Source organism: Pseudomonas sp. GL_103 (genome assembly GCF_057835175.1).
In genome coordinates this window covers 1,285,513-1,297,567 of sequence record NZ_CM174420.1, presented here as the reverse complement: position 1 = coordinate 1,297,567, position 12,055 = coordinate 1,285,513, and the positions used below count along the sequence as shown (strand labels likewise).

12 protein-coding genes are annotated in these 12,055 nt (G+C 59.0%); all 12 read right to left on the bottom strand.

Annotated features, from left to right (window positions below):
* Positions 1 to 11: 11 nt before the first annotated feature.
* The 12 genes from lpxB to pyrH all read right to left on the bottom strand — a co-directional run bounded on the left by lpxB (position 12) and on the right by pyrH (position 12,005).
* Entirely contained in the window at positions 12 to 1,142 is a 1,131-nt protein-coding gene (gene lpxB / locus AC3IP0_RS05755) for a lipid-A-disaccharide synthase (RefSeq protein WP_489326850.1), read from the bottom strand.
* 2 nt (positions 1,143 to 1,144) lie between these two features.
* Positions 1,145 to 1,921, bottom strand: a complete 777-nt coding sequence (lpxA, locus tag AC3IP0_RS05750; RefSeq protein WP_489318594.1) for an acyl-ACP--UDP-N-acetylglucosamine O-acyltransferase — start codon at positions 1,919 to 1,921, stop codon at positions 1,145 to 1,147.
* Positions 1,918 to 2,358: a 3-hydroxyacyl-ACP dehydratase FabZ gene (gene fabZ, locus AC3IP0_RS05745; protein ID WP_007978374.1), complete on the bottom strand. Its 441-nt coding sequence runs from the start codon at positions 2,356 to 2,358 to the stop codon at positions 1,918 to 1,920. The genes lpxA and fabZ overlap by 4 nt, the downstream gene beginning before the upstream one ends.
* 108 nt (positions 2,359 to 2,466) lie before the next feature.
* Entirely contained in the window at positions 2,467 to 3,522 is a 1,056-nt protein-coding gene (gene lpxD, locus AC3IP0_RS05740) for a UDP-3-O-(3-hydroxymyristoyl)glucosamine N-acyltransferase (RefSeq protein ID WP_489318593.1), read from the bottom strand.
* A 3-nt stretch (positions 3,523 to 3,525) separates the two neighbouring features.
* Positions 3,526 to 4,029, bottom strand: a complete 504-nt coding sequence (locus AC3IP0_RS05735; protein WP_056720972.1) for an OmpH/Skp family outer membrane protein — start codon at positions 4,027 to 4,029, stop codon at positions 3,526 to 3,528.
* Positions 4,030 to 4,074: 45 nt separating this feature from the next.
* Positions 4,075 to 6,465 carry an outer membrane protein assembly factor BamA gene (bamA, locus tag AC3IP0_RS05730; protein WP_489326849.1) on the bottom strand — a complete coding sequence of 797 codons (2,391 nt, stop codon included), beginning with the start codon at positions 6,463 to 6,465 and terminating at the stop codon, positions 4,075 to 4,077.
* Positions 6,466 to 6,539: 74 nt separating this feature from the next.
* On the bottom strand, positions 6,540 to 7,892 hold the full coding sequence (gene rseP, locus AC3IP0_RS05725; protein ID WP_489326847.1) for a sigma E protease regulator RseP: 1,353 nt from the start codon (positions 7,890 to 7,892) through the stop codon (positions 6,540 to 6,542).
* 53 nt (positions 7,893 to 7,945) lie between these two features.
* Positions 7,946 to 9,136 carry a 1-deoxy-D-xylulose-5-phosphate reductoisomerase gene (ispC, locus tag AC3IP0_RS05720; RefSeq protein WP_489318590.1) on the bottom strand — a complete coding sequence of 397 codons (1,191 nt, stop codon included), beginning with the start codon at positions 9,134 to 9,136 and terminating at the stop codon, positions 7,946 to 7,948.
* Entirely contained in the window at positions 9,133 to 9,939 is an 807-nt protein-coding gene (locus tag AC3IP0_RS05715) for a phosphatidate cytidylyltransferase (RefSeq protein ID WP_056720980.1), read from the bottom strand. The genes ispC and AC3IP0_RS05715 overlap by 4 nt, the downstream gene beginning before the upstream one ends.
* Positions 9,939 to 10,694: a polyprenyl diphosphate synthase gene (gene uppS, locus AC3IP0_RS05710; protein ID WP_046041127.1), complete on the bottom strand. Its 756-nt coding sequence runs from the start codon at positions 10,692 to 10,694 to the stop codon at positions 9,939 to 9,941. Before uppS ends, AC3IP0_RS05715 begins: the two co-directional genes overlap by 1 nt.
* 13 nt (positions 10,695 to 10,707) lie before the next feature.
* Positions 10,708 to 11,265, bottom strand: a complete 558-nt coding sequence (gene frr, locus AC3IP0_RS05705; RefSeq protein ID WP_008000041.1) for a ribosome recycling factor — start codon at positions 11,263 to 11,265, stop codon at positions 10,708 to 10,710.
* Positions 11,262 to 12,005 carry a UMP kinase gene (pyrH, locus tag AC3IP0_RS05700; RefSeq protein ID WP_003222124.1) on the bottom strand — a complete coding sequence of 248 codons (744 nt, stop codon included), beginning with the start codon at positions 12,003 to 12,005 and terminating at the stop codon, positions 11,262 to 11,264. Before pyrH ends, frr begins: the two co-directional genes overlap by 4 nt.
* Positions 12,006 to 12,055: the final 50 nt, after the last annotated feature.

The window sequence follows — 12,055 nt, the reverse complement described above, 5'->3', positions numbered from 1 at the left end:
ATTCGTTTTGCTCATTTTACTTGGCCGATCAGGTTCAGCACTGCATCCGCAGCCTGGTTGGAGGCATCCAGACGCAGGGTCCGGTGAATTTCATCGAAACCGCGGGTCTGCTCTTCCCCACCCTCAATCAGCGGCGACAAGGTCTGGGCCAGCGCTTCGACCGTGGCATCGTCCTGCAACAACTCGGGCACCAATAGACGCTGGGCCAACAAGTTCGGCAACGAAATGTAGGGGCTTTTCACCATGCGCTTGAGAATCCAGAACGTCAGCGGCGCTAGGCGATAGGCGACCACCATCGGTCGCTTGTACAGCAGCGCTTCAAGCGTTGCAGTGCCGGAGGCAATCAACACCGCATCGCACGCGGCCAGGGCCAGATGAGACTGCCCATCGAGCAGGGTCAGCGGCAGATCGCGACCGGCCAGCAATGCTTCGATCTGGGTCCGGCGCTGAGGACTGGCGCAAGGCATGACAAACCGCACCCCTGGGCGCAACGCCCGCAGGCGCTGCGCCGTATCGAGAAACAACGCACCAAGCCGGCCAACTTCACCGCCACGGCTGCCGGGCATCAACGCCACCAGCGGCCCGTCGGGCAAACCGAGTTCGGCCCGCGCAGCAGCACGATCGGCTTCGAGTGGAATGGCATCGGCCAGGGTATGGCCGACGAACCGCACCGGCACGCCTTTCTCTTCGTAGAATCTGGCTTCGAACGGGAACAGCGTGAGCATCAGGTCGCAGCCTTCGCGAATCTTCAGCACGCGTTTCTGCCGCCAGGCCCAGACCGACGGGCTGACGTAATGCACGGTCTTGATCCCGGCCTGGCGCAGCTTGAGTTCGATATTGAGGTTGAAGTCGGGCGCGTCGATACCGATGAACACATCGGGTTTCGCGGCGATCAGGTCGGCGACCAGCTTCTTGCGCCGCGCCAGCAGTTCGCGCAACCGGCCCAGCACTTCCACCAGGCCCATGACGGACAGACGCTCCATCGGGAAATACGAGGTCAGGCCTTCAGCCTGCATCAACGGACCACCGACACCGATGAACTCGACCGCCGGGTGGCGAGCCTTGAGCGCGCGCATGAGGCCCGCACCCAGAATGTCACCGGAAGCCTCACCCGCTACCAGCGCAATACGCAGATTGGCCATGGTTAGCGGGTGATGCCGCGAGTCGAAGACTGGATGGAGTCACGGAATACCGCTACTTCCGGGAACTGCGCAGAAGGCTCGGCCAGTTCGGCGAGTGCCTGCTCCACGGTCAGGCCCTGGCGGTACACCACCTTGTAGGCACGACGCAGCGCGTGGATCGCATCTTCGCTGAAGCCCCGACGGCGCATGCCCTCGAAGTTCATGCTCCGGGCTTCGGCAGGGTTGCCGAACACCGTGACATACGCAGGAACATCCTTGCCGATCGCCGTACCCATGCCTGAAAAGCTGTGGGCGCCAATGTGGCAATACTGGTGAACCAGGGTAAAACCGGAGAGGATCGCCCAGTCTTCCACGTGCACATGACCCGCCAGTGCGGTGTTGTTGACCAGGATGCAGTGGTTGCCGATAACGCTGTCGTGGCCGATGTGGGCATACGCCATGATCAGGTTGTGATCGCCCAGGGTCGTTTCCGAACGGTCCTGGATAGTGCCACGGTGAATCGTCACGCCTTCGCGGATGACGTTGTGATCACCGATCACCAGGCGGGTTTCCTCGCCCTTGTACTTCAGGTCAGGTGTGTCTTCGCCCACCGAGGAGAACTGGTAGATGCGATTGTGCTTACCGATTCGGGTCGGGCCCTTGAGAATTACGTGCGGCCCGATGACTGTCCCCTCGCCGATTTCCACACCTGCGCCGATGATCGACCACGGGCCGACCTCGACACCGTCAGCCAGAACAGCTGTCGGATCGATGATTGCACGAGGGTCAATCAAACTCATAGCTTGCGTTCCGCACAGATGATCTCAGCCGAGCAGACAGGCTTGCCATCGACCGAAGCCTGGCATTCGAACTTCCAGATCTGACGCTTGCAGCTGATGAACTTGGCTTCAAGGATCAGTTGATCACCCGGCAATACCGGCTGGCGGAAGCGCAGCTTGTCGGAACCGACGAAGTAATAGAGCGTGCCGTCGGCCGGTTTCACGTCAAGCATTTTGAAACCAAGGATCCCGGCAGCCTGAGCCATTGCCTCGATGATCAATACGCCCGGCATGATTGGATGCGCAGGGAAGTGACCATTGAAGAACGGTTCGTTGATGCTGACATTCTTGTAGGCGCGAATGCGCTTGCCTTCAACATCCAGCTCCACTACCCGGTCCACCAGCAGGAACGGGTAACGGTGAGGCAGGTATTCGCGAATCTCGTTGATGTCCATCATTTCGGGGGGAAGCCTATGTAAAGATTGGGGGCGCGCGACTGGCGCACGCTCCACTAGCAAATCAGGGACGCAGTCTAGCGGCTGCGCGCACTTGATATGGAAATGGTATCAGCCATCTGATGAAGCATTACCGTCAGGGGTCACTTCCCCTGCCTGCTTTTCCAGCTGTCGCAGACGTCGCGCGATGTCATCGAGCTGACGGATACGTGCCGCGCTTTTGCGCCACTCGGCTGCCGGCTGCATGGCCGTACCGGAAGAATAGGCGCCTGGCTCGGTAATCGAGTGGGTCACCATGGTCATCCCGGTAATGAAAACGTTGTCGCAAATGTCGATGTGTCCCACCAGGCCTACGCCACCGGCGAGCATGCAATGCTTGCCGATTTTGGTGCTGCCGGAGATCCCGACGCATGCCGCCATGGCGGTGTGATCGCCCACCTGAACGTTGTGGGCAATCTGAATCTGGTTATCGAGCTTCACGCCGTTACCGATGACGGTATCGGCCAACGCACCGCGATCTATAGCCGTGTTCACGCCGATTTCAACATCATCGCCGATCAGCACACCACCGATCTGGGCGATTTTCTGCCAGATACCTTTTTCATTGGCAAAGCCGAAGCCTTCGCCGCCGAGCACTGCACCCGACTGAATGACGACCCGCTTGCCGACGCGAACGTCGTGATACAAGGTCACCCGCGGCGCGAGCCAGCCCCCCTCACCCACCACGCTGCGAGCGCCGATGAAGCAATGCGCACCGACAGTCGTACCGGCTGCCACCTGTGCACCGCTTTCGATCACCACAAAAGCGCCGATACTCGCCGCCGGGTCGACAACCGCATCCGCCGCGATCACCGCCGTCGGATGAATCCCGGCCGTGGCCTTGGGCTTGGGATCGAACAGGTGAGAAACACGCGCGTAGGCTGCGTACGGATCCGGCACCACCAGCACATCCCCGGCATGACCTTCGGCGTCAGCGGCCTTGAGCAACAGGGCTGCAGCCTGACTGCCTGCCAGGTACTTGCGGTATTGGGGGTTTGCAAGAAAGCTCAACTGAGCTGGGCCAGCCTCCTGCAAGGTGGCTAGCCCAGTAATTGCTTTCTCGGGGTCGCCACGTAGCGTGGCGCCGAGGAACTCGGCCAGCTGGCCGAGCTTAATGGTCACGGTCATGGGTTACTTCAGCTGATTCATGCGCTCGATAACCTGGCGAGTGATGTCGTACTGAGGCTTGACATCAATCACTGCGCCACGCTCGAAAACCAGGTCAAAAGCACCTTTCTTGATGACTTCTTCCACAGCGCTGTCCAGTTTCGGCTTGAGCTGCTTCAGCATTTCACGGTCGGCAACGGCTTTGGCTTCGTTCAGTTCCTTGGACTGGAACTGGAAGTCACGGGCCTTTTGCTTGAATTCAAGCTCCAGACGCTCGCGCTCGCCCTGCTGCATTTTGTCGCCACCGGCCATCAGGCGATCCTGAATGCCCTTGGCGCTGGTTTCCAGCGACTTGAGCTTGGTCAACTGAGGACCGAACTTCTTCTCGGCATCCACGGCGTATTTCTTGGCCGCGTCGGACTCCAGCAGAGCCATCTGATAGTTCAGAACAGCAATTTTCATGTCGGCGAACGCCGGACCAGCGACCAGTACGCTGGCCAGGAGAACCAATTGAGTCAACTTACGCACGATGTACTCCTACAAAATTCATTGTCGTTATCTTGGGTCAGACGCTTAAAACGTCTGGCCGAGAGAGAATTGGAACACTTGGGTTTCAGCGTCATCCGGTTTCTTGACTGGCATGGCCAGGGCGAAACTCAGAGGCCCCAGTGCGGTGACCCAGGTCACTCCCACACCGACGGAACTGGCCATGTTGCTCAGACTGACATCGTTACACTGCGTGTTGGACTTCGACGCAGGGTTGGTATTGGTCGTCTGCTCGCACTTGGAGTCGAATACGTTACCCACATCCCAGAATACCGAGGTACGCAGGGATCGTTGATCCTTGACGAACGGCAGCGGGAACAGAACTTCCACACCACCCTGGATCAGGACGTTACCACCGAACGGCAGTGGATCCTGGTCCGGGTCTTCCTGCGTTCCGGCATTACCCGTTACACCCACGCCAAGACTCGGCGTACTACGAGGCCCCAGAGTGCTGTCCTTGAAGCCACGAACCGAGTTGAAACCACCAGCATAGTAGTTTTCATAGAATGGCAAGCTTTCGGTGGAACCGTAGCCGTCGCCATAACCCAATTCGGTGTGCAGGCGCATGGTGTAGTTTTCGCTCAGCGGCTGGAACAACTGACCACGGTAATCGAGTTTGAAGAACGACAAGTCGCTACCCGGCACGGTGACTTCCGCCGTCAAGCTTTGAGAATGACCACGAGTCGCCAAAACGCCTTTGTTCAGGGTGGACTCGGACCAACCGGCCGAAGCCTTGAAGTTCAGGTACTTGTCGCCTTCCTGGTTAACGAAGTCGAAGATCTCGTCGACGGTGTAAACGCCAGTCTTGATCGTGTCCTGTTGCGCATTCAGGCCGAAGGTCAGACGCGAAGTCTCGCTGATTGGATAACCGACACTCACACCGGCACCCAGGCTGTCCACGGCGTAGCTGGCGACGTCGGTATCGAGCTCATCGTAGTCAGTCGTGCGGTAGAACGCGTTGTAACCCAGGCTCACGCCGTCGGCGGTCCAGTAGGGGTCGACAAAGCCGAAGTTATAACGGGTCTGGTATTCGCTTTTGGTCAAGCCGACGCTGACCTTGTTACCGGTGCCCAGGAAGTTGTTCTGGGTGATCGAACCACCGAGGATCAAACCGGCGCTCTGGGCGAAACCGACGCTGGCGGTAATCGAACCGGAGGCTTGTTCTTCAACGCTGTAGTTGACGTCCACCTGGTCATCGACACCCGGCACGGCCGGAGTCTCAACGTTGACTTCCTTGAAGAAGCCCAGACGCTCCAGACGGGTCTTGGATTGATCGATCAGGTAGGTCGAAGCCCAGCCGCCTTCCATCTGGCGCATTTCACGACGCAGCACTTCGTCTTCGGACTTGGTATTGCCACGGAAGTTGATGCGGTTCACGTAGGCACGCTTGCCCGGATCGACCGCGAACAGGATGTCTACGGTGTGATCTTCTTCGTGCGGTTGAGGCACGCCGTTGACGTTGGCGAAGGTGTAACCCTCGTTACCCAGGCGACGAGTGATCAGTTCGGAGGTGGTGGTCATCAGCTTGCGCGAGAACACCTGGCCTTTTTGCACCAGCAGCAGGGACTTGACCTGGTCTTCAGGGACTTTCAGGTCACCGCTGAGCTTGACGTCACGAACGGTGTACTTGTCGCCTTCGTTGACGTTGACGGTGATGTAGACGTGCTTCTTGTCCGGCGTAATGGAGACCTGGGTCGAAGCGATATCCATGTTGATATAGCCACGGTCCAGGTAGTAGGAACGCAGGCGCTCCAGGTCACCGGACAGTTTCTCACGGGCGTACTTGTCGTCGTTCTTGAAGAACGACAACCAGTTGGTGGTCTTGAGTTCGAACAGGTCGATCAGGTCCTCATCAGGGAAGACCGTGTTGCCCACCACGTTGATGTGCTGGATAGCCGCAACGGTGCCTTCGTTGATGTTGACCTTCAGGCCGACGCGGTTACGCGGCTGTGGCACCACTTCGGTGTCGACGGTAGCCGAGTAGCGACCCTGGGCGACGTACTGGCGTTGCAGTTCGTTACGCACACCTTCAAGGGTGGCACGCTGGAAGATCTCGCCTTCGGCCAGACCGGATTGCTTGAGGCCCTTCATCAGGTCTTCAGTGGAGATCGCCTTGTTACCTTCGATCTCGATACTGGCGACCGACGGGCGCTCGACTACCGTAATGACCAGGACGTTGCCATCGCGGCCCAGCTGGATATCTTGAAAGAAACCGGTTTTGAACAACGCACGAGTGGATTCCACCAGGCGACGATCATCCGCCTGTTCACCGACGTTCAACGGCAAAGCACCAAAGACGCTACCCGCGGAGACCCGCTGGAGGCCATTGACGCGAATATCAGAGATAGTGAAGGACTCGGCGTGAACTTCGGCGATCATCAATACGGTGAGAACCGCAGTTAGCAGCAGACGTTTCATGAAGTCCTTTCTTATTCCAACTGGCAATAAACAAACTGCCGCAAAATGCGGCAGATTCGCAATTCAGCGAAGCGTTACAGTCGACCCAGATCATTGACCAGAGCAAGCAACATCACCCCGATCACCAAACTGATGCCGATCTGTATCCCCCAACCTTGCACCCGATCTGACAAGGGACGACCACGCACCCACTCGATCAGATAAAACAACAAATGCCCCCCATCCAGTACCGGAATGGGCAACAAATTCAGAACGCCCAAGCTAATACTCAGATAAGCAAGGAAATTCAGGAAATCAGCAATACCCGACTGGGCCGAAGCGCCCGCCACTTTAGCAATGGTTATCGGTCCACTCAAGTTTTTTACCGAGAGCTCACCGAACAACATTTTCTTCAGTGAATCGAGGGTCAGCACGCTCATGGTCCAGGTGCGTCGAGCCCCCTCGCCAATTGCTGCCAATGGCCCGTAGCTGACCTCGCGGATCATCTCCGGCGGCCAGTCGACCGCCTTCACCCCAGCCCCCAAATAACCGCTGGGTGACTTTCTCTCGCCGCGAGCGGCAAGCGTCACAGGGACGTCGATTTGAGCACCGTCGCGCTCAACCCGCAGCATGATTTTGGTATCAGGATGCTTACGGACGGTATCGACCACCTGCTGCCAGTCATCCAGCGCACGACCATCGAGCGCCAGCAACCGGTCTCCGGTCTTCAGGCCGGCAGCCTTGGCCGGCCCCTTTGGATCAAGCTCGGCCAGGACAGGCGGCAATGCCGGACGCCACGGACGAATCCCCAACGAATGGATAGGGTCGGGCTCGTCAGCCCCTTTGAGCCACTTATCCAGCGCAAGTTCACGAGGAGAATCGGTCGTGGAGCCTTGCTCGCGCACCAATATCTGCAACGAACCGCTCTCGCCCAGGCGACGCACCAGCTGCAGGTTCACCGCCGCCCAGCCGGAAGTTGCCTCGCCATCAATGGCCACGATTTCCTGGCCGGGGCTCAAACCCGCCTTGGCCGCAATACTGCCGGACTCGACAGCGCCGATGACCGGACGCACCTGCTCGCTGCCGAGCATCGCCAATGCCCAGAAGAACACTAAAGCCAGCAGGAAGTTGGCAATCGGCCCCGCCGCTACGATGGCAATGCGCTGACGAACGGATTTACGATTGAAGGACTGGTCGAGCTGATCGAGCGGTACTTCACCCTCGCGCTCGTCAAGCATCTTGACGTAGCCGCCCAACGGGATGGCGGCGACGACAAATTCGGTGCCCTGCTTGTCGCGCCAGCGCAGCAAAGGCATGCCGAAGCCTACGGAGAAGCGCAGCACCTTGACCCCACAGCGACGCGCGACCCAAAAATGGCCGAACTCGTGGAAGGTAACCAGCACACCCAGAGCGACCAGGGTGCCGACAATCATATAGAGCGCGCTCATCTACTTTCTCCGCATTCCTATCCGCTGCTGCCTGGGCCAACCATCCGCAGCATTTACCGCCCGTGACGGCTCAACCATTGTCCGGCCAGCAATCGCGCCTTCGCGTCTGCCGTGAACACTGCATCGAGATCATCCACTGCCACTACGGGCTCCAGATTCAGTACTTCCTCGATGATACTCGCGATTTCCGGGTAACGAACCCGTTCGTCGAGAAATGCCGCCACCGCCACTTCGTTCGCGGCATTGAGCATGGCTGGCGCGCTGTTACCCGCTTCGGCCGCCTGACGGGCCAGACGCAGGCAAGGGAAACGTTCTTCATCGGGCGCCTGGAAGTCCAGCCGCGCAATGGCAAACAGATCCAGCGGCGCCACACCCGAATCGATCCGCTCCGGCCAGGCCAGGGCATTGGCGATGGGCGTGCGCATGTCCGGATTACCCAGCTGCGCCAAAACAGAACCATCTACGTAGTCGACCAGCGAATGGATCACGCTTTGCGGGTGAATCACCACCTCGACCTGGGATGGCCTGGCATCGAACAGCCAGCAGGCTTCGATCAACTCAAGCCCCTTGTTCATCATGCTGGCCGAGTCCACGGAGATTTTTCGCCCCATGGACCAGTTCGGGTGAGCGCACGCCTGATCGGGAGAAACATGCGCCAGCTCAGCCAATGGCGTCTGTCGGAACGGACCGCCGGAAGCCGTCAGCAAAATCCGGCGTACGCCGACCGCCTCAAGGCCACGGGCATAATCGAGCGGCATGCACTGGAAAATCGCGTTGTGCTCACTATCGATCGGCAGCAATACCGAACCGCTCTTGCGCACCGCCTGCATGAACAGCGCGCCGGACATGACCAGCGCTTCTTTATTGGCCAGGAGGATCTTCTTGCCAGCCTCGACCGCCGCCAGTGTCGGGCGCAATCCCGCCGCACCGACGATGGCCGCCATGACCGTATCGACTTCCGGATCGGAAGCGACCTGACACAAACCTTCCTCACCCACCAGAACACGGGTCGAAAGACCCGCCGCGCGCAAATCATCCTGCAGGGTGCGGGCAACTGCGACTTCAGGCACCACGGCAAATCGCGGGACATGGCGCACGCAGAGCGCCAGCAATTCACTCAAGCGGGTGAAGCCAGTCAAGGCAAAGACCTGATATCGATCAGGGTGACGAGCGATGACGTCGAGCGTGCTGAGGCCGATCGAGCCGGTCGCCCCCAGAACGGTTATCTGTTGCGGGCGGCTCATGGCGCTGCCATCCACAGCAGCACGGCAAACAGCGGAATCGCTGCCGTCAGGCTATCGATACGATCCAGCACGCCGCCGTGACCCGGTAGCAGGTTACTGCTGTCCTTGATCCCGGATTGACGCTTGAACATGCTTTCAGTGAGATCACCCACCACCGAAATGAACACGATCAGCGCGGCACCGATCAACCCCTTGAACAGTTCGGCAACCGTCCAGTCGCGCACCAGAGCAACGATTGTGGTAATCACCAGGCTCAGCGCCAGACCGCCGTACACGCCTTCCCAGCTTTTGCCCGGACTGACCTGTGGTGCGAGCTTGCGCTTGCCGAAAGCACGACCGGAGAAGTAGGCGCCAATATCGGCACCCCAGACCAGCACCATCACCGCCATGATCAGCCAGTTACCCAGCGGGTATTGCTTGATCTGCACCAGGCCTTGCCAGGCCGGCAGGAGAATCAGCAGGCCGATCACCAACTTGGTCGCCGCATTGGACCAATGCTCGCTCGAACGCGGATAGGTCAGCACCAGATACGTTGCCACCGCCCACCACAGCACCGAAGCGCCCAATACCCAAGGCGCGAGTCCGGGCAGGATGTACATGAGGAACAGCGCCAAAGCGACCACAGCGGCATAGCCGACGCGGAACGCTTGAGCGGCGAAACCCGCCAGACGCGCCCATTCCCAGGCACCCAGGGTCACGACCAGCCCGATGAACAGTGCAAAACCGGAACCTTCAAGCAGGAAAAACCCGCACAGGGCAATCGGCAGCAGGATCAGTGCGGTGATGATTCGTTGTTTAAGCATTAAACCCGGGCTCCAGCCTCGACCTGCTCGCTCGTTTTACCGAAGCGGCGCTGGCGGGAAGCGTAATCGGCCAGCGCATTGCGCATGGCATCGTGTTTGAAGTCCGGCCAGAACAGGTCGGAGAAATACAGCTCGGCATAGGCCAGCTGCCAGAGCAGGAAATTGCTGATGCGATGCTCGCCACCGGTGCGGATACACAGGTCCGGCAACGGCAGGTCGCCCGTGGCCAGGCAGGTCTGCAGCAGATCAGGCGTGATGTCTTCCGGACGCAGGTGTCCGGCCTGGACCTCTCGTGCCAGTCGCTGCGCAGCTTGCGCGATATCCCACTGACCGCCGTAATTGGCGGCGATCTGCAGGACAAATCGATTGGCGCCAGCCGTCATGGCCTCGGCTTCACGCATGGCAGCCTGCAGCTCTGGATGAAAACGCGAGCGATCGCCAATGATGCGCAGGCTGATGTTGTTGTCGTTGAGGCGCTTGGCCTCACGACGCAGCGCCTTGAAGAACAGATCCATCAAAGCGCTGACCTCATCGGCCGGACGTTGCCAGTTCTCGCTGGAAAAGGCGAACAGGGTCAGCACTTCGACCTTGGCCTCGGCACAAACTTCAATGACGGCACGTACCGCATCCACGCCCGCTTTATGCCCGGCGACACCCGGCATAAAGCGTTTTTTCGCCCAGCGATTGTTACCATCCATGATGATCGCGACATGGCGCGGCACCGCGGACGGTGCAGACTGCTTGGTCTTTTCCATGAAAACGCGACCCTTATACGGCCATCAGGTCTTTTTCTTTCTGCGCCAGGTCCGCGTCGATTTTAGCCACGAACTTCTTGGTCAGATCGTCGATCTCGCCAGTCGCACGACGTTCTTCGTCTTCGCTGATCTCTTTTTCCTTGACCAGATCCTTGAGCTGGCTGTTGGCATCGCGACGGATGTTGCGCACTGCAACACGGGCATCTTCAGCGACGTCACGAGCCTGCTTGGTGAAGCCCTTGCGGGTTTCTTCAGTCAGGGCAGGCATGGAGATCAACAGCAGCTCGCCGAGGTTGGTCGGGTTCAGGTTCAGACCTGCGCTACCGATCGCCTTGTCGACGGCACCCAGCATGTTGCGCTCGAAAGCAACGACCTGCAGGGTACGGGCGTCCTTGACAGTGATGTTGGCCACTTGCTTGATCGGGGTGTCGGAGCCGTAGTACGGCACCATCACGCCTTCCAGGATGCTCGGGTGCGCCTGGCCGGTACGAATGCGACCGAAGTTGTGCGCCAGCGACTCCACGGACTTCTGCATGCGCTCTTGAGCGTCTTTCTTGATTTCGTTGATCATTGTTGGCCTTCCTCGATCAGGGTTCCTTCAGCGCCGCCATGTACGATGTTCAGCAGGGCGCCGGGCTTGTTCATGTTAAATACGCGTAGCGGCATCTTGTGGTCGCGGCACAGGCAAATGGCCGTCAGATCCATTACACCCAGCTTGCGATCCAGCACTTCATCGTAGGTCAGATGATCGAACTTCTCGGCATGCGGGTCTTTGAACGGGTCAGCGGTGTAGACGCCATCGACCTTGGTCGCCTTGAGCACGACATCGGCATCGATTTCGATTGCACGCAGGCAGGCTGCCGAATCCGTCGTAAAGAACGGGTTGCCGGTACCGGCCGCGAAAATCACCACGTCCTTGGAGTTCAAGTGGCGCATGGCCTTGCGACGATCGTAGTGATCGGTCACGCCAACCATGGAAATAGCGGACATCACGATGGCCGAAATGTTGGCGCGCTCAAGGGCGTCGCGCATGGCCAGGGCGTTCATCACAGTGGCCAGCATGCCCATGTGGTCGCCGGTGACACGGTCCATGCCAGCCTTGCTCAGCGCTTCACCGCGGAACAGGTTGCCACCACCGATAACCAGACCGACCTGAACACCGATGCCGACCAGTTGGCCAACTTCCAATGCCATGCGATCCAGAACTTTCGGATCGATCCCGAACTCTTCCGAGCCCATCAGGGCCTCGCCGCTAAGCTTGAGTAGAATGCGTTTATAGCGAGCCTGATAACCACTGCCCTGCTGAGCCATTGCGAATCTCTCCTGCGGCGTATTTTAAAAATTCTTTGCGAGCTGTTTAC